Annotated in this window: 19 protein-coding genes and 1 pseudogene; 15 read left to right on the top strand and 5 right to left on the bottom strand. The window is 66.4% G+C overall.

The window, feature by feature from the left end:
* Positions 1–64 precede the first annotated feature (64 nt).
* Positions 65–1,399, top strand: coding sequence for an MFS transporter (locus DTA15_RS03865; protein ID WP_006482599.1), 1,335 nt, complete (start codon positions 65–67; stop codon positions 1,397–1,399).
* 78 nt (positions 1,400–1,477) lie between these two features.
* Positions 1,478–1,616, top strand: a pseudogene (locus DTA15_RS38935) (short-chain dehydrogenase/reductase); the annotation flags it as partial.
* A gap of 17 nt (positions 1,617–1,633) precedes the next feature.
* On the opposite strand, the gene DTA15_RS03855 reads toward DTA15_RS38935, so the two are convergent.
* Positions 1,634–2,344 (bottom strand): IclR family transcriptional regulator, encoded by a 711-nt coding sequence (locus tag DTA15_RS03855; RefSeq protein WP_006482615.1) that lies wholly within the window; start codon positions 2,342–2,344, stop codon positions 1,634–1,636.
* 165 nt (positions 2,345–2,509) lie between these two features.
* Between DTA15_RS03855 and DTA15_RS03850 the strand changes: the two genes are divergently transcribed.
* From DTA15_RS03850 to DTA15_RS03805, 10 genes are all read left to right on the top strand, one after another.
* Positions 2,510–3,208, top strand: a complete 699-nt coding sequence (locus tag DTA15_RS03850; RefSeq protein WP_006482575.1) for an RraA family protein — start codon at positions 2,510–2,512, stop codon at positions 3,206–3,208.
* On the top strand, positions 3,208–4,155 hold the full coding sequence (locus tag DTA15_RS03845) for an NAD(P)-dependent oxidoreductase (protein ID WP_006482587.1): 948 nt from the start codon (positions 3,208–3,210) through the stop codon (positions 4,153–4,155). Before DTA15_RS03850 ends, DTA15_RS03845 begins: the two co-directional genes overlap by 1 nt.
* A gap of 21 nt (positions 4,156–4,176) precedes the next feature.
* Positions 4,177–5,118, top strand: a complete 942-nt coding sequence (locus DTA15_RS03840; protein WP_006482598.1) for an SMP-30/gluconolactonase/LRE family protein — start codon at positions 4,177–4,179, stop codon at positions 5,116–5,118.
* Positions 5,119–5,204: 86 nt separating this feature from the next.
* A complete protein-coding gene (locus DTA15_RS03835) occupies positions 5,205–6,584 on the top strand; it encodes an MFS transporter (RefSeq protein ID WP_006482580.1) in 1,380 nt (459 codons plus the stop codon).
* A gap of 49 nt (positions 6,585–6,633) precedes the next feature.
* Positions 6,634–7,785: a porin gene (locus tag DTA15_RS03830; protein ID WP_006482579.1), complete on the top strand. Its 1,152-nt coding sequence runs from the start codon at positions 6,634–6,636 to the stop codon at positions 7,783–7,785.
* Positions 7,786–7,795: 10 nt separating this feature from the next.
* Positions 7,796–8,842 (top strand): amidohydrolase family protein, encoded by a 1,047-nt coding sequence (locus tag DTA15_RS03825; protein WP_006482578.1) that lies wholly within the window; start codon positions 7,796–7,798, stop codon positions 8,840–8,842.
* Positions 8,839–10,119, top strand: a complete 1,281-nt coding sequence (locus tag DTA15_RS03820; protein WP_006482621.1) for an MFS transporter — start codon at positions 8,839–8,841, stop codon at positions 10,117–10,119. Before DTA15_RS03825 ends, DTA15_RS03820 begins: the two co-directional genes overlap by 4 nt.
* A complete protein-coding gene (locus DTA15_RS03815) occupies positions 10,116–11,354 on the top strand; it encodes an MFS transporter (protein ID WP_006482572.1) in 1,239 nt (412 codons plus the stop codon). Before DTA15_RS03820 ends, DTA15_RS03815 begins: the two co-directional genes overlap by 4 nt.
* An 11-nt stretch (positions 11,355–11,365) precedes the next feature.
* Complete coding sequence (locus tag DTA15_RS03810; protein ID WP_006482588.1) at positions 11,366–12,688, top strand: MFS transporter; 1,323 nt, start codon at positions 11,366–11,368, stop codon at positions 12,686–12,688.
* Between the two features lie 2 nt (positions 12,689–12,690).
* Positions 12,691–13,623 (top strand): amidohydrolase family protein, encoded by a 933-nt coding sequence (locus DTA15_RS03805; protein WP_006482584.1) that lies wholly within the window; start codon positions 12,691–12,693, stop codon positions 13,621–13,623.
* 191 nt (positions 13,624–13,814) lie between these two features.
* On the opposite strand, the gene DTA15_RS03800 is transcribed toward DTA15_RS03805, so the two are convergent.
* The 3 genes from DTA15_RS03800 to DTA15_RS03790 all read right to left on the bottom strand — a co-directional run bounded on the left by DTA15_RS03800 (position 13,815) and on the right by DTA15_RS03790 (position 16,248).
* Positions 13,815–14,609 carry an SDR family NAD(P)-dependent oxidoreductase gene (locus tag DTA15_RS03800; protein ID WP_006482610.1) on the bottom strand — a complete coding sequence of 265 codons (795 nt, stop codon included), beginning with the start codon at positions 14,607–14,609 and terminating at the stop codon, positions 13,815–13,817.
* A 61-nt stretch (positions 14,610–14,670) separates the two neighbouring features.
* Positions 14,671–15,525: a type 1 glutamine amidotransferase domain-containing protein gene (locus DTA15_RS03795; protein WP_006482608.1), complete on the bottom strand. Its 855-nt coding sequence runs from the start codon at positions 15,523–15,525 to the stop codon at positions 14,671–14,673.
* Positions 15,526–15,534: 9 nt separating this feature from the next.
* Positions 15,535–16,248 carry a type 1 glutamine amidotransferase domain-containing protein gene (locus DTA15_RS03790; RefSeq protein ID WP_006482622.1) on the bottom strand — a complete coding sequence of 238 codons (714 nt, stop codon included), beginning with the start codon at positions 16,246–16,248 and terminating at the stop codon, positions 15,535–15,537.
* Positions 16,249–16,369: 121 nt separating this feature from the next.
* Here DTA15_RS03790 and DTA15_RS03785 point away from each other — a divergent pair, with 121 nt between their 5' ends.
* From DTA15_RS03785 to DTA15_RS03775, 3 genes are all read left to right on the top strand, one after another.
* Complete coding sequence (locus tag DTA15_RS03785; protein ID WP_006493382.1) at positions 16,370–17,278, top strand: LysR family transcriptional regulator; 909 nt, start codon at positions 16,370–16,372, stop codon at positions 17,276–17,278.
* A 239-nt stretch (positions 17,279–17,517) separates the two neighbouring features.
* The gene (locus DTA15_RS03780) at positions 17,518–18,708 is read left to right on the top strand and encodes a M20 aminoacylase family protein (protein ID WP_006482607.1); all 1,191 of its coding nucleotides are present in this window, start codon (positions 17,518–17,520) and stop codon (positions 18,706–18,708) included.
* Between the two features lie 56 nt (positions 18,709–18,764).
* Complete coding sequence (locus tag DTA15_RS03775; RefSeq protein WP_006482620.1) at positions 18,765–20,096, top strand: MFS transporter; 1,332 nt, start codon at positions 18,765–18,767, stop codon at positions 20,094–20,096.
* Positions 20,097–20,137: 41 nt separating this feature from the next.
* Here the strand turns inward: DTA15_RS03775 and DTA15_RS03770 are convergent, their stop codons facing one another.
* Positions 20,138–21,058: a LysR family transcriptional regulator gene (locus DTA15_RS03770; protein WP_006482592.1), complete on the bottom strand. Its 921-nt coding sequence runs from the start codon at positions 21,056–21,058 to the stop codon at positions 20,138–20,140.
* Between the last annotated feature and the right edge of the window lie 128 nt (positions 21,059–21,186).

The following is a 21,186-nucleotide window of genomic DNA, read 5'->3' as shown; positions in this document are numbered from 1 at the left end:
CCACGGGCGTCGCCGCGGCGTCGCTCGCCCCACGCAAACCACAAAAAAACCGGAGACATGCGCGATGAAGAAGCGTGCCAACCTGATGTTCGCCTGTACCGTCGGCACCACGCTGGAGTGGTACGACTTTTTCGCGTTCGCCGCGTGTGCGGTGCTCGTGTTCGACAAGCAGTTCTTCGTCGTCGGCAATCCGCTCGCCGCCACGCTGCTCGCGCTCGCGACGTTCGCCGTCGGCTTCGTCGCGCGGCCGCTCGGCGGCATCGTGTTCGGGATGATCGGCGACCGCATCGGCCGCCGCAAGACGCTCGTCGTCAGTCTGCTGATGATGGGCATCAGCACGTTCTGCGTCGGCTTGCTGCCGACCTATGCGTCGATCGGCATCGCGGCGCCGCTGCTGCTCGTGCTGCTGCGCATCGTGCAGGGCATCGCGGTCGGCGGCGAAGCGACCGGCGCGATCCTGATGATCGCCGAGTCGATGCCCGGCGCGCAGCGCGGCTTCTGGACCAGCTTCACGATGTTCGCCGGGCCGCTCGCGAACGTGCTGACCGCGTTCGTGATCGGGATGGTGCAGCGATTCTACGGCGATGCCGCATTCGTCGACTGGGCGTGGCGGATTCCGTTCTTCATTTCCGCGCTGCTCGTGATCGTCGGCTTCTGGACGCGCCGGCGCGTCGAGGAATCGGCGGCGTTCGCCGAGCTGTCGGCCGCGCACCAGACGGTCGAGCGCGCGTCGCTGCGCGACACCTGCGCGAGCAACGGGCGGCAAATGGCGCGTGCGTTCTTCGTGAAAGCCGCGGAGAACACGTTCCTGTATCTGTTTTCGACGTTCGCGCTCGGACTCGCGACCGGCTATCTGCACTTCAGCAGACCGCAGGCACTGTCCGCGCTGATGTGGGCGTCGGCGATCGAGGTCGTCGTCATCCTGATTGCCGCGCACGTGTCGGACCGGATCGGACGGCGCCCGGTGCTGATCGCCGGCCTGCTCGGCGCGGCGATCGCCGGTTGTTCGCTGTTCACGCTGTCGCCAGGCAGCGACTACGTTCATCTGCAACTGGCGTTGATCGCGTGCCTGACGTGCCACGGGATCATTCTCGGACCGATGGCCGCGTACATGGCCGAACTGTTTCCGACGCGCGTGCGCTTCACCGCGCTGTCGACCAGCTATCAGCTTGCATCGGTGCTCGGCGGATCGATCGCGCCGATCGTCGGCACGCTGCTCGTCAGCTATACGGGTTCGGCGATCTTTGTCGCCGGCTACGCGATCCTGATGGCGCTGCCGGCGTTCGTCGCGGTGATCGCGTCGCGCGAATCGCGCGGCGAGGACTTCCAGTCACGTTCGATGTCCACCGGCCATGCGGTTGTGCTGACGAACGACCGGCCGCGCTCGACGCATGCGTAAGGAACGCCGCCCGCGTCATGCGGGCGTTCGTACTAACCCTGTTTAAAAACGCTTATCACGGTGAAAAATTCCGCGTAGGAAGCCGCGTCGTTCGGCGTGCGCGTGTGCATGCTCGAGCCGGGCGGGATGCGTACCGAATGGGTCGCGCAGGCGGCGCGCGGCGCTGATCGTCGACCCGTCGCGCCGCGACGACGTGCCGCTGCGCCTGCTGCTCGGCCGTTGCGGAAGCGGCGATCAGATGCCGTAGACGTTCTCGCAGAGCGCGACACTCGCGCCCAGCTTCCGCGATAGATCGGCGGCCGCATCCAGCTGCGGTCGATCCAGTTCACCCGACTCGTGCGCGACGCTGAGGCGCGACGCAGGACCGGACAGCGTCAGCGCCGCCATGAACTTGTCGCCGGCGCCGAAGACCGGCACCGCGAACGCTGCGGTGTGCACATCGCGTGCACCCGCGGTGAAGAGGGGCAGTGCGGGCGGCTTGTCATAGATCGGTTCGCCGAGCCCCCAGAAACGGATCACCTGGCTGATGGCCGTGTCGTCGAGCGGCAGCATCGTGCCCGCGAGCCGCGTTTCACGCAGGCCTTCGGACGGCTCGACCCGAAACAGGCAAAGCCGCTGCCCGTTGTCGTGCACGTAGTACGATGCGCTTTCCTTCGTCAGCGCGGCCAGCGCATGCAGCGCCGGTTCGACCACCGTGGACAGATGGAAGGACTGCTCGTACAGCTTGCCGAGGTACAGCACGCGGTGCCCAAGCGAATAGTTGCCGGACTGCGCGCGCACGACATAGCCCATTCGCTCCAGCGAGTTCATCAGCCGATAGACCGTCGTCTTGTGCATGCCGGAGGCTTGCGACAGTGTCGCGAGCGACTGCGATTCGGCGCCCGGCTTGAAGCAGTCCAGCAGCGAAAGCGCCTTTTCCACGGCAACCACGCCGTCATTTCCCATTCCTTCTCTCCCGTCGACACACAACGGATATTTTACAGAGTAAAACGCTGGTTTACCACGTAAAAGGGTAAACGCCAGTGCCCTGGTATGGGTTGTCTCGTTATAGTGATTTCACTATGTACACCAGTGTTGTACATAGTACAACGCACAACCCGAGGTCGAGTCATGAGCAAGCCATCCGTCAGTACTTCTCCGATCAATCGCGACATCGAACGCATCTCGCCGGAACTCGTTCAGGCGGCCGCGCGTTACCAGGCCGCGATCCTCGCCGACGTCGCGGGCCGCCGCGGCACGGTGCATGGCCGCGTGCGGCCGCTGTCGCCGAAGATGAAGGTCGCCGGCCCCGCAGTCACGGTCGAAGTCCGTCCGGGCGACAACCTGGCGATCCATGCGGCGCTCGCCGTCGCGAAGCCAGGCGACGTCGTCGTGGTCGACGGCAAGGGCGACATCTCGTGCGCGCTGCTTGGCGAAATCATGGCGGCGCAGGCGAAGGCGAGCGGCATCGCCGGCATCGTCATCGACGGCGCGGTGCGCGACGCGCACGAACTGGCCAACGGCGACTACCCGATCTTCTCGGCCGGCCTCAATCCGTGCGGCCCGACCAAAAGCATCGCGGGGCGCGTGAATGCGCCGATCTCGCTGGGCGGCGCGACGGTCAATCCGGGCGACCTGGTGGTCGGCGACGCCGACGGCGTCGTCGTCATTGCACGCGCCGACGTCGCGCGCATCGTCGATCTCGCGCAGAAAAAGCTCGACTTCGAAACCGCGCGTATCGCTGCGATCCACAAGGGCGATCTTCGTCCGGGCTGGATCGAGAAGGAACTGCGCGCGGCCGGCATGCTGGCCGAAGGCGAGGCGCTGTGATGCAGACCGCTTCGCATCAGCCCGTGGTCCTCGTGACCGCCGCCGACCTGGCGCCGCAAGCGCTCGAGATGCTTGCGCAGTTCGACGTCGTGTTCGCCGGCAAGCAACCGACCGAGGACGACATCGTAGCGCTCTGCATCGAGCACAAGCCGGTCGCGATCATCGTCCGGTACGGCAAGATCAACGCCCGCATCATGGACGCCGCCGAGCACCTGCAGGTGATTTCGAAGCACGGCAGCGGCATCGACGTGATCGATCAGGACGCGGCTGCCGCACGCGGTATCGCGGTGCGCGCCGCGGTCGGCGCGAATGCGGCCGCCGTCGCCGAGCACGCATGGGCGTTGCTGCTCGCGTGTGCGAAGTCGGTTCCGCAGCTCGATATCCGCATGCGCGAGGGCCATTGGGACAAGGCGACGCACAAGTCCGTCGAACTCGACGGGCGCACGCTCGGCCTCGTCGGACTCGGCGCGATCGGCCGGCGCGTGGCCGCGATCGGTGCGGCGTTCGGCATGAAGGTACTCGCGTTCGATCCGTTCGCGAAGGAAGCGCCCGCGGGTGTGAAGCGCGTGGCGCTCGACACGCTGTACGCGGAGTCGGACGTCGTGTCGCTGCATTGCCCGTTGACGGCCGACAACCGCCGGATGCTCAACCGCGACACGTTCGCGCGTTTCAAGCGCGGCGCGATTCTCGTCAATACCGCACGCGGTGGCTTGATCGACGGAGCCGCGCTTGCCGACGCGCTGGCGAGCGGCCAATTGCGCGCGGCCGGCCTCGACAGCTTCGATGTCGAGCCGATGACGGTGCCGCACCCGTTCCAGCAGATCCCCAACGTGATTCTGTCTCCGCATGTCGGCGGCGTGAGCGATGCCGCGTACGTGAACATGGGCAAGGGCGCGGCCGCCAACGTTCTCGCGGTGCTCGACGAACGCGCGCACAGCGCGGCTTGAACCCTGGACATCGAGGTACGCATGTTTTATCTGACGAGTCCCGACGTGCGCGAAGCCGATGTGTTCACGCGCATGCCGGAGAAGTTTCGCAAGCCGGACGTCCGCACGGAATGGGCGCGCGCGAATCGCGGCGGCATGGTCACGGACTCCTTTCTCGAAGGGCCGGTCTGGGACCCGGACGGCTATCTGTTCGTCACCGACATTCCGCACGGGCGCATTTTCCGCATTTCGCCGTCGGGCGACTGGGATCTCGTCGTCGAATACGACGGCGAGCCCAACGGGATGAAGCGCTTCGACGCATCGCACCTGATCATCACCGACTACCGGAACGGCCTGATGCTGCTCGATATCGAGCGAGGTGAAATTCGCCCGCATCTCGAGCGCCGCAACACCGAGCGCTTCAAGGGCGTGAACGACCTGACGTTCGACTCGGCCGGCAACCTCTATTTCACCGATCAGGGGCAGACCGGGCTGCACGATCCGACGGGCCGCGTGTATCGGCTGTCGCCCGACGGCAAGCTCGACATGCTGCTCGGCACCTGCCCGAGCCCGAACGGGCTCGTCCTGTCGCGCGACGAGAAGGTGCTGTTCGTCGCGATGACGCGCGGCAATGCCGTGTGGCGTATGCCGCTGCAGGCCGACGGGTCGGTCAGCAAGGTCAGCCAGTTCTTCACGTCGTACGGACCGAGCGGTCCCGACGGCCTCACCGTCGATCTCGAAGGCCGCCTGTTCGTCGCGAATCCGGGGCTTGGCCGCGTGTGGGTGCTCAACCATTGCGCGGAGCCCGTCGAGATCCTGACCGGACCGAAAGGGGCGTCGCTCACGAGCGTGTGCTTCGGCGGCCCGGACATGAAGACGCTCTTCATCACCGAATCGACGTCCGGTTCCGTCCTGAAAGCGGACATGAGTATTGCCGGCCCGCTGCCGAAACAGGCCGCGAAACGGGCAGTGAAGCAGGACTGAGATCCACGAGCCGGGAAGCCGCGCGTCGGCTTCCCGCCCGCATGCCGAAAGATCGCGCCGCCAGCCGCGCGACGAAGGAGACAAGCATGACCATTTCGCACGCGCTGCGTGCCGGCGACGACGCACCGCGCGCCGACGCACCGTCCTCGGCCCAGCTTGCCGGCGACGATTACGCGGCCAGCGAGCGCACGCTCGCCAGGGCGTTCCGGCGCATTCTGCCGTTCATCTTCGTCTGCTACGTGATCAGCTATCTCGACAGGACCAACGTCGGTTTCGCGGCGCTCACGATGAACAAGGATCTCGGTCTGACGGCCGAGCAGTTCGGTGTCGGTGCAGGCCTGTTCTTCATCGGCTATTTCCTGTTCGAGATTCCGAGCAACCTGATCATGCAGAAGGTCGGGGCGCGCGTATGGATCGCGAGAATCATGATCACGTGGGGCCTGTTCTCGATGGCGACGGCGTTCGTCGTCGGACCGAAGAGCTTTGCGGCCGCGCGTTTTCTGCTCGGGCTCGCCGAGGCGGGATTCACGCCCGGCATCTACCTGTATTTCACGCACTGGTTTCCCGGCAAGTGGCGTGCGAAGGTGACGGCCGCCTTCCTCGTCGGCATTCCCGTCGCGAACATGATCGGCTCGCCGATTTCGGGCGCGCTACTCGAACTCGGCGGCCTGCATGGGCTGCGCAGCTGGCAATGGCTGCTGCTGATCGAAGGCGTCCCTGCGGTGATGCTCGGCATCGCGTGCCTGTTCGTGCTGGCCGACCGTCCCGAGAAAGCCGCGTGGCTCAATGACGAAGAGAAGGCGTCGCTCGCGAAGCGCCTCGCGTTCGAGCAGCGCGACATCGGCGCGAAGCACGGCAGCACACTGCGCGACGCGATGACGAACTGGCGTGTGTTCGTGCTCGCGTTCGTCAACTTCTGCGGGATCGTCGGCTCGCTCGGCGTCGGCTTGTGGATGCCGCAGATCATCAAGCAGTTCGGCGTCGAACACGCGGTGGTCGGCTGGCTGACGGCCATTCCGTATGCGATCGGCGCCGGCGTGATGCTCTGGTGGGCGCGTCTCGCCAATCGCGCGGCCAACCGGATTCCGTATGTCGCCGGTGCGCTGGCCGTCGCGGCCGTGGCGCTGTGTGCGAGCACCTTCATTCATGCGCCGGTTTTCAAGCTGATCGCACTGTGCGTCACGGTGAGCGGAATCCTCGCGTTCCAGGCGACTTACTGGGCCATCCCGTCGGGATTCCTCACCGGCCGGGCCGCCGCGGGCGGACTCGCGTTGATCGTGTCGGTCGGCAATCTCGGCGGCTTCGTCGGGCCGTCAATGATCGGTGCGCTCAAGCAATTCTCCGGCGGCTTCACCGCGCCGCTCATCGCCGTGTCGGGTGTGCTGCTGCTCGGCGCGTTGACCATCGCATGGCTCGGCGATCCGGGCTCGGGCGCCGGCGAAGCGCCTGCCGTCCGCGAGGCGTGAATTTGCTTTCGCCAGAACACCCACCCACAAAAAACAGTTTGGAGACTTCATGTCGTCGAATCAGGCCAGCCAGCATTCCCGCCCGAAACTCCGCTTCGTGCTCGGCGCCGTCACCGTCGCGAGCGCGGCCTCGTGGTGCGCTGCCGCGCATGCGCAAAGCAGCGTCACGCTGTACGGCATTGCCGACGTCGGTATCGAGCACATCAACAATACGAATACCGGCGGCGCGCAGACGCGCGAAGCGTCCGGCAATCTGTCCGGTTCGCGCTGGGGACTGAAGGGCGTCGAGGATCTCGGCGGCGGCATGAAGGCCATTTTCCAGCTGGAAAACGGCTTCAACATCAATGACGGCACGACCGCGCAGTCGACGAAAGGCCTCGGTTCGAACGCCGCCACGACGTCGCGGATTTTCGGCCGACAGGCGTGGGTCGGGCTGGCGTACCGGGGCCAGCAACTGACGTTCGGCCGCCAGAACGCGCTCTTTTACGAACAGGCCGTGGCCTTCGACCCGATGGGCGCGTCGTCGCGATACTCGGTGCTGTCGGTCGACTACGCGGCGGCCGCGCGCATCGACAACTCGGTGAAGTACACCGGCGTGTCCGGTCCGCTGACGGCGCAGGCCATGTATAGCACCCGCTACGACACCGGGTACGGCGCCGAGGTGCCGGGCGCGCAACTCACCGGCCGCTTCTTCAGCGGGGCGCTGACTTTCTCGCAAGGGCCGCTCGCCGCGAGCGTGTCGTACGAGCAGCGCAACAGCAACACCGTCGCGACCAACACGGGCACCGAGCGGCGCGCCACGGCGGCCGCGTCGTATGCGATCGGGCCGGTGAAGGGATTCGCCGGTTATCGCTACCTTCGTGCGTCGAATGCGTTCCTGCCGGCGAACCCGATCCGTGTCGCGAACGGCGCCGAAGCCAGCGCGGCGAACCTGTACTGGGCCGGCGCGCAATACGCGGTGTCGCCGGCGTTCGTGGTCACGGCGACGGCCTATTACCAGGACGTGCATTCGACGAGTGCCGACCCGTGGCTCGCCGTGCTGTGTGCGGATTATCTGCTGTCGAAGCGCACCGATATCTATGCGACGGCGGGGTTCGCGCGCAACAAGGGCGGCTCCGCGCTCGGCGTGAACGGCTATGGCACGGTCGCGCCCGATCACAACCAGACGGGCGTGGTGATCGGCATGCGCCAGAAGTTCTGAGGCGAGTGCGATGCAGACCGTTCACGCGCTCCATTTGCCGGTCAGGCCCGAGTGGCTCGCATTGCGCGACGAGCCGGTGCTCGAACCCGAACTCGCCATCGTCGATGCCCACCATCACCTGTGGGACCGCCAGACCGGGCGCTATCTCGCGGACGAGTTCGGCGCGGACGTGCGCGGCGGGCATCGGATCGTGTCGACGGTCTACGTGCAGTGCCGCTCGATGTTGCGTGCAAGCGGGCCGGAGGCGTTCAAGCCGGTGGGCGAAGTGGCATTCGCGAGCGGCATCGCCGCGATGTTCGACAGCGGCGCATACGGCCCCACGCGCTGTTGCGAGGCCATCGTCGGCGGCGCCGATCTGTCGCTCGGCGCGGAACTCGATGCGGTGCTCGACACGATGCTGCAGGTGTCCGGCGGGCGATTGCGCGGCATCCGCAATCCGCTCGCGTGGCATGCGAGCCCCGACGTGCGGTCGAGCCCGGTGACGCCGCCGCGCGACCGGATGTCGGAGCAGGCTTTCAGGCAGGGCGTGACGACGCTCGGCCGCTACGGGCTGTCGCTCGACGCGTGGGTCTATCACACGCAGCTCGACGACCTGTACGAACTCGCGCGCGCGTCCGAGGACGTCGTCGTCGTCATCGACCATTTTGGCGGCCCCGTCGGCGTGGGGCCGCATGCCGGCCGGCGTGCCGAAGTGCATGCGCAGTGGAAACGGCAACTCGCGCGTCTCGCCGCGTTGCCGAACACGCGCATGAAGCTCGGCGGCGCGGGCATGACCGTGTTCGGTTTCGACTTCGCCGCGCGCGCGCTGCCGCCGTCGTCGCAGGACCTGGCGGCCGCGTGGCAGCCGTATTTCGATACCTGCGTCGAGCTTTTCGGCGTCGATCGCTGCATGTTCGAAAGCAACTTCCCCGTCGACAAGGGGATGTTCGGCTATCGCGTGCTGTGGAACGCCTTCAAACGACTCACGTCCGCGATGTCGGTCGACGAAAAGGCCGCGCTGTTCAGCCGGACGGCCGCCTCGACGTATCGCGTCGCGATTCCCGGAGACAGCCCATGAAGACGACTGCAACCGTGGCGACGCAGGACATCGATGCCGCCGCCGCGGAAAAAGGGCTCACGCGCGTGACCGGTATCGAGTGGCGTTCGCTGTCGCTCGCGGGGCTCGGCTGGACGTTCGAGAGCTACGACTCATTCCTGCTGTCGCTGCTGCTGCCGACGCTCGCGCTGCAGTTCGGGCTGAACAAGGCGCAACTCGGCATGTTCACGAGCGTCACGGCGGCCGGACAGATCATCGGCGGCATTCTGTTCGGCTTCGTGTCGGACCGGATCGGGCGCGTGCGCACCGCGCTGCTCTGCGTCGGCATCTACTCGCTGTTTTCCGGTCTGATCGCATTTGCGCCCGATGCGCACGCGTTCGCCACGTTGCGCTTTTTCGGCGCGCTCGGCATGGGCGGGACCTGGACCGCGGGCGCGGCGCTCATCGCGGAGACCTGGCATCCGGGCCGGCGCGGCAAGGGCGGTGCGCTGATGCAGATGGGCTTGCCGATCGGCGCGATTCTCGCGATCGCGATCTCGGGCATCGTCGGCGCCACGCAGGGCGGATTGGGCGGCGACGGCTGGCGTCTGCTGTTCCTGATTGGTGCGTCGCCGTTCTTCATCCTGTTCTGGGTCGCGCGCAAGACGCCGGAATCACCGATCTGGCTCGAACGCAGGCACGCGCAGTCGCAGGCTCGCAAGCCCGGCCCGACCAGTCGCGAGAAGCCGAACGTGCGCGGCCTGCTCACCGCCTTCTGCTTCATCTTCTTCCTGCAGTACCTCTACTGGGGCGTATTCACGTGGACGCCGACGTTCCTGATCACGGTGAAGCACCTCGACTTCGTGCATAGCCTGAAGTTCGTGCTGGCGTTGCAGTTCGGCGCGATCACCGGGTTCCTGCTGTTCTCGGCATGGGTCGACCGGCTCGGCCGGCGGCCGATGTTCCTGGGCTACCTGCTGATCGGCGCGCTGGCCGTCGGCGTGTATATCGTGTCGGCGAATCCGTTGCTGCTGATGACCGCGATCTTTCTGACCGGCTTCAGCGTGAACGGCATCTTCGCGGGTGCCGGCCCGTTCCTCGCGGAGATCATCGGCAACACGGCATCGCGCGGCTTCTTCATGGGTCTCGCATACAACGGCGGCCGGCTCGGCGGCTTCATCGCGCCGTTGATCATCGGTGCGCTGGCGTCGACGTCGGGCGGCTTCGTGCTCGGACTCGCGACGACGATCGTCGCGTTCGTCGCCGCGGCCGCGGTCGTGCTGTTCGCGCCCGAAACGCGCGGAAAGGCGCTGTCATGAACGTGGCGACGCAAGCGGGATGGGTGAACAGGCTGTTTCCCGCGCTGACGGAGGCATCGCTGCGGCGCTACCTGAGCGGGCAGGTCGCGTCGGTGCTCGGCAGCTGGACGCAGAACGTCACGCTGAATCTGCTGATCTATCACCTGTCCGGCTCGGCGGCGATCCTCGCGCTGCTCAACTTCCTGCTGTACGGGCCGCAGTTGATCGTCGCACCGGTGGCGGGCTCCCGCATCGGCTCGGCCAACGCGCGCCGCGTGACGCTCTGCGTGCTGACGACGTCGCTGCTGCTGACGGGCAGCCTCTTCACGTTGTCGCTGCTTGGCCTGCTCGGCGTGAAGCTGATCCTCGCGCATGCGCTGGCGATCGGCGTGTCGAGCGCGGTGGAAACGCCGGCGCGGCAGGTGCTGCTGCTGACGAGCTTGCAGGATCCGACGCACACGTCCAACGCGGTCGCGATGAACACGATGGTCTACAACGTCGGGCGCATGGTCGGCCCGACCATCGCCGGCTTCGTCTATCCGACGCTCGGCCCGCGGACGTCGTTCGCGATCTATGCGCTCGCGCTGTGCTTCATGGCGGCGTGCGTGCGGTCGATCCGGACCGCGACGGTGGACCGCCCGTCGCGCACGGAAAGCGGCCTGCGCGACGCGGTCGGCTACGTGCTGTCCGATGCGTTCTCGGCCCGCTATCTGCCGATTCTCGCGTGCATCGGCCTGTTCGCCGGCAGCTACCAGACGCTCGTGCCGCTGCTCGCGGATCAGGGCTTTCACGACGCGGCGCGCTTTACCGGCGTGTTCTTCGCGTGCGCCGGCGCCGGCTCGTTGAGCGCGGCGGTGCTGCTGTCGTCGGCATTCGGGCCGCGCACGTCGCACCGGTTCATCGCGTATGCGCCGTGGACGGCAGTCGGCGCGCTGGCCGTACTGGCCGCGACGACCGATGCGGCAGGATCGATTCCCGCGTTCTACGCGCTCGGCTTCAGCCTCACGTTCGCGGCCACGTCGACGAACGCGACGATTCAGCGGCAGTGCCCAGAACACGTGCGCGGCGGGCTCGTCGGGATGTACGGCATGGCCTACAACGGCACGATGCCGTTCGGTTACCTGCTCGTCGGCAGCGCATCGGAGGCGCTCGGCGTGCGACACACCTTCGCCGCCATGGCCGCCGTGCTGGCGTGCGGCGTGGTGGCGGTCATCGCGTGGCAACGGTTCACAGGAACGCGCTCAGGCGCACAATAAACGGAGACAACATGCAAGCCGGTTTCATGGAAGCGTCCGCGATCGAGCGCCGGACCATACGAAAGGTCGTCTGGCGACTCATTCCCTTCTTGATGATCTGCTACCTGCTTGCCTTCATCGACCGGGGCAACGTGGGGATGGCGTCGCTGCAGATGAACCATGACCTCGGGATGTCGGCGCAGGTCTTCGGTTTCGGCAGCAGCCTGTTCTTCATTTCGTACTTCTTTTTCGAAGTGCCGAGCAATCTCGCGCTGCAGAAATACGGCGCGCGAATCTGGATCGCGCGGATCATGATCACGTGGGGCATCGTGTCGGCGGCGACCGCGCTCGTGCACAACGCGACGACGTTCTACGTGCTGCGTTTCCTGCTGGGCGCGGCCGAGGCCGGCTTCTTCCCGGGCGTGCTGCTGTATTTGTCGTACTGGATTCCCGCGCAGTACCGCGCGCGGATCGTCGCGACGTTCATGGTCGCGATTCCGGCCGCGAGCTTCATCGGCTCGCCGATCTCCGCGCTGCTGTTGCAGATGGACGGCGTCTGGGGCCTGCGCGGCTGGCACTGGCTGTTCATCCTCGAAGGCATTCCCACGGTGCTGCTCGGCATCGCGTGCCTGTTCATGCTGACGAACAAGCCGGAGAACGCGAGGTGGCTCGACGACGACGAGCGCGCGTGGCTCTCGAACGCGCTGGCCGCCGGCCACAAGACGCGCAAGAAGGTGCCGTCGTTGCCGCTTGCGCAACTGTTCCGCAACCGCTATGTGCTGTGCCTCGCGCTCGTCGACACGTGTGCTTCCGCGGCAGGCAGCACGCTGTCCGTGTGGCAGCCGCAGTTGCTGAAGTCGTTCGGCTTGACCGTCATGGAAACCGGCCTGCTGAACTCGGTGCCGTACGCGGTGGCCTCGATCCTGATGGTTTACTGGGGCCGGCGCTCGGACCGCCTCGGCGAACGCCGCTGGCACACGGTCGTGCCGATGCTGCTGATCGGCGTGGGCCTGTTCGCGACGTCGCTGAGCGGATCGCTGCTGCCCACGATCTGCATGCTCTGCGCGGTGCTGGTCGGCGCGTATTCGTTCAAGGGCCCGTTCTGGGCGCTCGCGACCGACATGCTGTCCAACAGCACCGTGGCGGCCGGGCTCGCGACGGTCAATGCCATCGCGAACCTGCTCGGCGGCGGGCTGATGGTGAACGTATACGGGTGGGTGAAGGCGGCGACGGGCAGCTACGCGCTCGCATTGATGCCGCTCGCGATCCTCACGCTCGTGAGCGTCGCGACGCTGCTGCTGCTCACGCGCAATCATGCGGCCGGCAAGCTGGTCGGCAAGACGGGGACCATCTGATCATGGCGCGCATCGCGAGACGTGAATTCCTCCGGATCGCCGGCGCCGCGCTGGCTTCGGCTGCATTGCCGAGGCTGGCCGCGGCCGACGAAACGTGGTCGAGCGGCACCGGACGGCCGGCGTTCCGGTTGCCCGACGGGGCGATCGACTGTCACATGCACGTCTACGACGACCGGTTTCCGGTCGCGCCGGGCACGACGCTGCGCCCGCCGAATGCGACCGTCGCGCAATACCGAAGCGTGCTGGCGCGTATCGGCGTGAAGCGCAACGTGGTCGTGACGCCGTCGACGTACGGGACAGACAATCGCTGCACGCTGGCGGCGATCGCGCAGTTCGGCGCCGACGCGCGTGGCGTGGCGGTGGTCGACGGTACCGTGAGCGACGACGAACTTCGGATGCTCGATCGCGGCGGCATCCGTGCGATCCGCTTCAACCTCAGCTATCCGGGTGCGACGACACTCGACATGCTGGCGCCGCTCGCCGCGCGCATCGCGAACCTCGGATGGCACATCGAGCTGGTGGTGCAGGGTGCGCGGCTGCCGGAGCTGGAGCCGCATCTTGCAGCGCTGCCTTGCCCGCTCGTCATCGACCATATCGCGCATGTGCCGCAGCCCGGCGGGCTGTCGTCGGCCGCGTTTCGTACCGCGCAACGCCTCGTGGAAAAGGGCCATACGTGGATCACGTTGTCGGGGCCGTACGTCGACAGCAGGACGGGCGCGCCCGCCTACGACGACGTCGCGCCGGTCGCGAAGGCGCTGATCGACATGGCGCCGGAACGCATGCTGTGGGGCACCGACTGGCCGCACCCGACGCAGAAGACGGACAAGCCGGACGACGCAAGCTTGCTGGACGTGATCGCCGGCTGGATCGGGCGGCCGGACTGGCAGCAGCGGATATTCGTCACGAACCCGGCGAAGTTGTACGGATTTGCATAGCGCGGGGAGGAGGTCGGGAAGCTTGAAGCCGCTGACGAAACGATGTCGTCCGCAATCGGAGGATATGTTTGAAGGCGGATGGAGCCAGCGGCTGCTCGGCGGCGGCTACCGCCGACCGCGTCGCGCGGTATCCGGCCAGACGCGCGCGTCGACGGCGCCGCAGGCATGTGCGCCCACAAGCGGCCTGCGGCTCAGAGAATCGACCGGTAGGTGCCGCCCTCGACGCGCACCGCGGCGCCATTGGATGCCGCGCCCAAAGGACTGGCAAGCAGCGCCACCATCGCGGCAATCTCGTCGGCCTCGATCATGCGGGCGATCAGCGAGCTTGGACGATACGTGCCGAAGAAGTGCGATTCGATTTCCGCATCGGTCATATCGGGCCGAGGCGCGGTTTGCCGAAGATACGCGACGATGCCTTCGGATCGCGTGGCGGACGGCAGTACGCTGTTGACGGTCACGCCGGTTCCCTTCGTCAGTTCGGCCATACCGCGCGAGACCGCGAGTTGGGCCGATTTGCTGACACCGTAGTGCACCATGTCCGGCGGCGTGAACGCACCGACTTCGCTGGACATGAAGATCACACGCCCCCAGTTCTTCGCAAGCATGCGAGGAAAGTAATGCCGTGACAGCCTGACACCCGACATCACGTTGACGTCGATCATTCGCAACCAGTCGTCATCGGTGATTTCCGCGAACGGCTTCGCTTCGTAGTAGCCGAGATTGTTCACGAGAATATCCGTGTCCGGCTGTGCACCGATCAGTGCCGCGACGCCTCGCTCACCGCTTACGTCGGCGACGATTCCGCGTACGCTGCCGCGCGGCGCGGCAGCAGAGAGCTCGGCGACGGCTGCGTCGAGCTTGTCTCGTTGCCGCCCTGTGATCGTGACCGCGACGCCTTCCGATGCCAATGTACGCGCGATCGCCATCCCGATGCCGGCGGTGGCGCCGGTGACGATCGCGGTTTTTCCTTCAAGTTGCAGATCCACGGTTTGCTTCTCCTTTACTTTACTCATCGAGGAACCAGCACGGCCGGTCCGTTGCACGGCATTACTTGAGCCGCTTCAGCATTTCGCTGGCGACGTCCAGCGCCGACGCCGGATTCTGTCCGGTGATCAATTCGCGATCGGTCACCATGTGCGCGGTAAACGGCACCTCGTTGCTGCTATAAACGCCACCCGCGCGTTGCAATTCGATCTGCGGATAGAACTTCATCGCGCCGCCGCCGAGCAGCCCTTTGGCTTGCTCTTCTTCCGCGTTGCTGATCACCGTCATCCGGTAACCGGCATAGATCCATTTCGTGTCGCCGTCGCCCGCGTTTCCCGCCGCGAGCTTTCGCGTGAAGCCCGGCGCATCGGGCAGGGTCGACAGCAGCGCAATCGGGCCGTGGCAAACGAGCGCAGTGGTCTTGCCGCGCGCGTGAAAGTCGGCCAGCAATCTGCCGACGGCGGCACTGGTCAACAGGTCCTGCATCGGCGCATGGCCGCCGGGAACATAGACGGCATCGAAGTGCGCGTAACCGATCTGCTCCACCCGCGACAGGCTGATCACCGGGGAGTGCGCGCGCGACGTGATTTGCAGCCGGTCGAGCAACGCGCGGTAGTCGCGCATCGCGTTTTCGTCGCCGTTGAAGTACATCTTGTCGGCCGACGTGACGTCCAGCGTCGGCGCCTTGCCCTCCGGCGTCGCGAAGGTCACCTGGTGGCCGGCATCGAGCAGCGCCTTGACGGGCTGCATCAGCTCGTTCAGGTAGAAGCCCGTCGCGAAGACCTTGCCGTCCTTCAGGTCGAGGTGGTCGGAATCCGACAACACCACAAGCACGTTGGCAGCGTGGGCGCCGTATGCGGCAATGCCGAGGATTGCCGCAACGGCGAGCTTGCGCATCGAATACATCGCTTTCTCCATCGGGAAGTTTCAGGCTTGTCGTGAACGGGTGAGCAACAGATGACGCATCGCGGCGCCCACGCCGGAAGCCGACTGCGGGTTCTGGCCGGTCACGAGCCGTCCGTCGACGACGACCTTCGCGGTCCAGTTCGGTGCGGGATCGTGAAGTGCGCCACGCTGCCTCAACGTACTCGCGAGCAGGAAGGGGACCACGCGATCGAGCTGGACCGCCCGTTCTTCTTCGTCCGTGAATGCGCTCAGATTCTTTCCGGCGACGAGATAGGTACCGTCGTCGAACTTCACGTCGACCAGTGCGGCCGGGCCGTGACATACGGCACCAACCACGCCACCCGCTTCATAGATCGTGCGCGTCACCTTCTCCACGTCGGCGTTGCGGGGAAAATCCCACATTGCGCCATGACCGCCGGCAAAGAAGACCGCCGCATATTTCGACGCGTCGACGTCGCCGAGCCGCTGCGTGTGGCGCAGTGCGTCTCGGAACGCGGCATCGCTCCAATACCGGGCGTTGATTTCGTCATCGAGATCGAGCCCGTCGACGGGCGGTTCACCGCCCTGAATCGATGCGAATTCGACGGGAATGCCGGCCGCGTCGAGTTCGGCCAGCGGATGCGTCACTTCGCCGAGATAGAAACCGGTCGGCTCGCCGGTCGAGCCTTTCCTTGCGTGGCTCGTGAGTACGAATAGAACCGACAGATCCTGCCGGTCGCGATGTTCGCCATTCATGCTGTGCTCCTGGATTTCAATGGGTGACTCGACGATGCAGTCACGACGCACGCACTTTATTTGGCTCGTTCGCGGAGATAAACTGGCGGAAAAGTAAAGCTTTTGTTCTTTGGAGGACAAGATGGCGCGCAAATTCGACCATCTCGGTGACGTGGAAGCATTCGTGACGGTGGTCGAAAAAGGCTCGATGACTGCCGGCGCGGTGGCATTGGGCAGCACGCCTTCCGTGTTGAGCCGGGCCATCACACGCCTGGAAGCCCGGTTGGGCACGCAGTTGCTGCGTCGCTCCACGCGGCGGTTGAGCCTGACGGAGCACGGCCGGCTCTATCTGGAACAATCGCGCGCGGCGTTCCTGCTGATCGATGACGCCGAGCGGGCCATTCAGGGGCACGGCGGTACCTTGACCGGCCATGTCCGGCTGAGCGTACCCACGACGTACGGGCACTATCGTCTGCCGCCGCTGCTTCGGCGGTTCACGCGGGAACACCCGCACGTTCGCGTGGAGTTGAACATCGCGAACCGGAACGTGGATCTCGTGGCCGAGGGCTTCGACTTGGCGATCCGTCTGGGCGAATTGCCGGACAGCGGTCTGGTCGCGCGCAAGCTCGAGGATGCGGCACTGTGCCTGGTCGCGTCGCCCGAGTATGTCGCGCACGCCGGCACGCCCGGAAATGTGGCGGACCTGGAGCACCATCTTTGTTTGCCGTTCATGCTGCCCAGCAGCGGCCGTATCGCGCCCTGGGTATTCCGCGACGGCGATCAGGACATCGATTGGCTGCCGGCTTCGAACGTCGCGGTGTCCGACGATGTACTCGGTGTCGTGTCGATGGCGCAGAGCGGCGCCGGTATATGCCAGACCTACGACTTCATCGTTCAGGATCGGATCCAGGCCGGACATCTCGTCGAAGTGCTGCCCCATCTGCGCGGTCGCACACGGCCGTTTTCGGTCGTCTATGCGCCGCATCGCCGCCTGTCGGCCGCGTCCCGCAACTTGATCGACATGTTGGTCACGTCGGCATCCGAGGCTTGAAGTGCCGGCAATGCCGACGCGAGATTCGGCGTGGCGTGACGGGTGCTGCATCGGATGCCTGTATTCGCATCTCATCGAAAGCGACGCGAGCCGGACCGAAGCCCCGTATTAACCCTGATTAAAAACACTTATCACGGTGAAAAATTCCGCATCTTCTTGAACCGATATCGGCTCGCTATAGTGGCTCGCTTTCCCGCACGCATCCGCGGCGTGCGCAGACAAACGGCAGGAGCCCCTTGATGACCACCGATACCCGCTTCACCGAAGTCGAGGATCTGATGCCCGCCGCCGGCGGGCTGCGCGAGATCCGTCACCACATCCATCACCACCCCGAACTCGCGTACGAAGAGCACGACACGGCCGCGCTCGTCGCGGACAAGCTCGAGCAATGGGGCTGGCAGGTGACGCGCGGCGTCGGCAAGACGGGTGTCGTCGGCACGCTGAGGGTGGGCGACGGCACGCGCAGCATCGGCATTCGCGCGGACATGGACGCGCTGCCGATCGTCGAGGCGACCGGCCTGCCGTATGCGAGCGGCACGCACGGCAAGATGCACGCATGCGGCCACGACGGCCACACCACGATGCTGCTCGGCGCCGCCCAGCATCTCGCGAAGACGCGCCACTTCTCGGGCACCGTGCACCTGTATTTCCAGCCGGCGGAAGAGCACGGCGTCGACAGCGGCGCGAAGAAGATGATCGACGACGGCCTGTTCGAGCGTTTCCCGTGCGATGCGGTGTTCGGCATGCACAACCATCCGGGCGCGGCGCCCGGCGTATTCCTCACGCGGCGCGGCCCGTTCATGTCGGCGGGCGACAAGGCGATCATCACGATCGAAGGCGTCGGCGGCCACGCGGCGCGGCCGCACCTCACGGTCGATCCGGTCGTCGTCGCGGCGAGCATCGTGATGGCGCTGCAGACGATCGTCGCGCGCAACGTCGACCCGTCGCAGCCGGCGGTCGTCACGGTCGGCTCGATGCACGCGGGCACCGCGAACAACGTGATTCCGAACGGTGCGCGCCTCGAGCTCAGCGTGCGTTCGTTCAGCCCCGACGTGCGCGCGCTGCTCAAGCGCCGCATCACCGAGCTGGCCGAAACGCAGGCCGCGAGCTACGGTGCGACTGCCAACGTCGAGTACATCGAAGGCTATCCGGTCGTCGTCAATACGGATGCCGAAACGGATTTCGCCGCGCAGGTCGCGCGCGAACTCGTCGGCGATGCGCACGTGGTCGAGCAGGCCGACCTGCTGATGGGCAGCGAGGATTTCGCGTTCATGCTGCAGCAGCGACCGGGCTCGTTCGTGCGGCTCGGCAACGGCGAAGGCGAGGACGGCTGCATGGTGCACAACCCGAAATACGACTTCAACGATCGCAACCTGCCGATCGGCGCGGCGTTCTGGACGCGCCTCGTCGAGCGTTACCTCGGACAGTGATCGCGGCGGCGGCGCGCGGCCGGCGCTTCCGGCCGCATTGACAGGAGAGGATAGCGATGCAGAAGGACCATCTCGCGCTGCACCCCGCGACGACGGACGCCGCCGACACCGGCGCGCCGGGCGCGCCTGCCGTCACGCGGCGCGGCGCGATCGCCGCGGCCGTGATCGGCAACTGGCTGGAATTCTTCGATTTCACCGTGTACGGCTTCTTCGCGGTGCTGATCGGCAAGCTGTTCTTCCCGTCGAGCGACCCGACCACGTCGCTGCTGCTGTCGGTCGCGACGTTCGCCGCCGGCTTCTTCACGCGGCCGCTCGGCAGCGTCGTGCTCGGCGTCTACGCGGACCGCAAGGGACGCAAGGCCGCGCTGAACCTGACGATCATGCTGATGGCGCTCGGCACCGGCCTGATCGCGATCGCGCCGACCTATGCGCAGGTGGGCGTCGCCGCGCCGCTGCTCGTCGTGTTCGCGCGCTTGCTGCAGGGTTTCTCACAGGGCGGCGAATTCGGCGCGGCGACGTCGACGCTGCTCGAACAGGGCGGCACGTCGCGTCGCGGGTTCCGCGCGAGCTGGCAGCTCGCGACGCAGGGCGGCGCCGCGCTGATGGGCTCGGGCTTCGCAGCGCTGCTGTCGAACACGATGACGAAGGATGCGCTGGAAGGTTGGGGCTGGCGGCTGCCGTTTCTCGTCGGCGTGCTGATCGCGCCAGTCGGGATGTTTTTGCGCCGCCGGCTCGCGGACGATGCGCCCGGCGACCGCCATCACGGCATCGAGCGCGGCGTGCTGCACGAACTGTTCTCGAAGCACACGCGCACGGTGTTGCTGCTGATGCTCACGGTGATGGGCGGCACGGTGTCGACCTACATCCTGACCTTCTACATGCCGACCTACGCGATCCATACGCTCGGCCTGCCGATGAAGCTGTCGATGTTCGTCGGCGTCGCGTCGGGCTGCGTGATGCTGGTCACGTGCCCGCTGTTCGGTTGGCTGTCGGACCGGCTCGGCAGCCGCCGCCTGCCGATCTTCGTCGGCCGCGGCGTGCTGGTCGCGCTGCTGTTCCCGGCGTTCTGGCTGATGAACCATCATCCGACGCTGTCGGTGATCCTGCCGCTGACCGCGCTGATGCTGCTGTTCTATTCGCTCGGCTCCGCATCGGAAATGGCGCTGATGTGCGAGTCGCTGCCGCGCCACGTGCGCGCGACGGGGATCTCGATCGCGTATGCGCTCGCGGTGACGATCTTCGGCGGCACCGCGCAGCTGATCGCGACCTGGCTCGTGAAGACGACCGGCAGCAAGCTCGCGCCGGCCGGCTACGTGGCCGCGTGCGTGGTGCTGTCGCTGGTCGCGGTCGCGATGCTGCGCGAGACGGCGCGGGAATCGCTGGACTGACGTGCGAGGCGCGATGCGGGCCGCGACGCGGCCCGATGCGCTTACCGCCCGCGCACGACCCTCAGATACGACGCGAGCATCGTCGCGAGTTCCTGCGCGGCCGGCGTCAGCGGCACGGCCGCGCGCTGCAGCAGGCACACGTCCTGCGCGTCGGCCCGTTCGCGCACCGATATCTTCGCGAGCGCGCCGGCGAACGGCCCGTGCCGCGTGATCGCTTCGGTTTCGAGCGCGAGCGAATCGGTCTGCGTGACGATCTGCAGCGTCTCGAACATCCCCTCGACGGTCGCGAGAATCTTCGGCGGCGGCTGGCCGTGCGCGTCGAAGTACGCAAGCAGCCGGTTGACGACCGGGTCGGCGCTCAGGTTCGGCGAGCGCGTGGACACCCATCCATAGGCGGCCAGCTCGGCGAGCGATTGCGCATGCATCGCCGGGTGCCCGTTGCGGCACACGACCACCGGCGCCGACGTGCGCAGCGGCGTGACCGCGAGATCGGTCGTGTCGGTCTGCTTCGCGACCAGCGCGATCGCGAAATCGACCGCGCTTTCGCGCAGCCAGCCGATCATCATCCGCGACGTGCCGGTGCGCAGGTGCACGTCCACCTTGTCGAAGCGCGCGCGGAACGCGGTCAGCACCGGCGCGAACGCGTCGATCAGCGGCTCGGTCACGAGGCCGAGCGTGACGGTGCCTTCGTAGGCGCCGCTCAACTGACGGATTTCCCGCTCGACCTGCTCGCATTCGCCGAGGATCGCACCGGACCGCGCGAGCAGCCGCTGGCCGACGGCCGTCGGCACGATCCCGCGGTTCGTACGCGTGAACAGCGTCGCGCCGAGCGTCGCCTCGAGGCCCTGCAGTTGCTGCGTGACGCCGCTTTGCGCGAGATCGAGCGCGCGGGCGGCCGCGCGCAGGCTGCCGTGCTCGACGACGGCCTGGAAGATGCGGAGCTGGGACAGCGTGAACGCCATGGGAAGCAGCGAGGCCGGTGATCGGAAATACCGATCATGATAAGTCAGCCGATGGTTCCGGCGCTGGCCGCGGGCTTCTACGATCGCAGGCAGTCCGGCTCATGCCGTTCGTTCCTTTTCCTGCCTAT

Origin of the sequence: Burkholderia cenocepacia (assembly GCF_900446215.1) — a bacterium.
In the GTDB taxonomy this organism is placed as follows: Bacteria; Pseudomonadota; Gammaproteobacteria; order Burkholderiales; family Burkholderiaceae; genus Burkholderia; species Burkholderia cenocepacia.
This window is presented reverse-complemented; position numbering and strand designations above follow the sequence as displayed.

Bases quoted from the DNA above. Each gene is read 5' to 3' on its own strand.
- DTA15_RS03850 (WP_006482575.1), top strand. From the start codon at position 2,510: ATGAGCAAGCCATCCGTCAGTACTTCTCCGATCAATCGCGACATCGAA.
- DTA15_RS03790 (WP_006482622.1), bottom strand. From the start codon at position 16,248: ATGAATGGCGAACATCGCGACCGGCAGGATCTGTCGGTTCTATTCGTA.
- DTA15_RS03810 (WP_006482588.1), top strand. From the start codon at position 11,366: ATGCAAGCCGGTTTCATGGAAGCGTCCGCGATCGAGCGCCGGACCATA.
- DTA15_RS03780 (WP_006482607.1), top strand. From the start codon at position 17,518: ATGACCACCGATACCCGCTTCACCGAAGTCGAGGATCTGATGCCCGCC.
- DTA15_RS03835 (WP_006482580.1), top strand. From the start codon at position 5,205: ATGACCATTTCGCACGCGCTGCGTGCCGGCGACGACGCACCGCGCGCC.
- DTA15_RS03840 (WP_006482598.1), top strand. From the start codon at position 4,177: ATGTTTTATCTGACGAGTCCCGACGTGCGCGAAGCCGATGTGTTCACG.
- DTA15_RS03770 (WP_006482592.1), bottom strand. From the start codon at position 21,058: ATGGCGTTCACGCTGTCCCAGCTCCGCATCTTCCAGGCCGTCGTCGAG.
- DTA15_RS03775 (WP_006482620.1), top strand. From the start codon at position 18,765: ATGCAGAAGGACCATCTCGCGCTGCACCCCGCGACGACGGACGCCGCC.
- DTA15_RS03865 (WP_006482599.1), top strand. From the start codon at position 65: ATGAAGAAGCGTGCCAACCTGATGTTCGCCTGTACCGTCGGCACCACG.
- DTA15_RS03820 (WP_006482621.1), top strand. From the start codon at position 8,839: ATGAAGACGACTGCAACCGTGGCGACGCAGGACATCGATGCCGCCGCC.
- DTA15_RS03845 (WP_006482587.1), top strand. From the start codon at position 3,208: ATGCAGACCGCTTCGCATCAGCCCGTGGTCCTCGTGACCGCCGCCGAC.
- DTA15_RS03815 (WP_006482572.1), top strand. From the start codon at position 10,116: ATGAACGTGGCGACGCAAGCGGGATGGGTGAACAGGCTGTTTCCCGCG.
- DTA15_RS03795 (WP_006482608.1), bottom strand. From the start codon at position 15,525: ATGGAGAAAGCGATGTATTCGATGCGCAAGCTCGCCGTTGCGGCAATC.
- DTA15_RS03855 (WP_006482615.1), bottom strand. From the start codon at position 2,344: ATGGGAAATGACGGCGTGGTTGCCGTGGAAAAGGCGCTTTCGCTGCTG.
- DTA15_RS03785 (WP_006493382.1), top strand. From the start codon at position 16,370: ATGGCGCGCAAATTCGACCATCTCGGTGACGTGGAAGCATTCGTGACG.
- DTA15_RS03805 (WP_006482584.1), top strand. From the start codon at position 12,691: ATGGCGCGCATCGCGAGACGTGAATTCCTCCGGATCGCCGGCGCCGCG.
- DTA15_RS03830 (WP_006482579.1), top strand. From the start codon at position 6,634: ATGTCGTCGAATCAGGCCAGCCAGCATTCCCGCCCGAAACTCCGCTTC.
- DTA15_RS03825 (WP_006482578.1), top strand. From the start codon at position 7,796: ATGCAGACCGTTCACGCGCTCCATTTGCCGGTCAGGCCCGAGTGGCTC.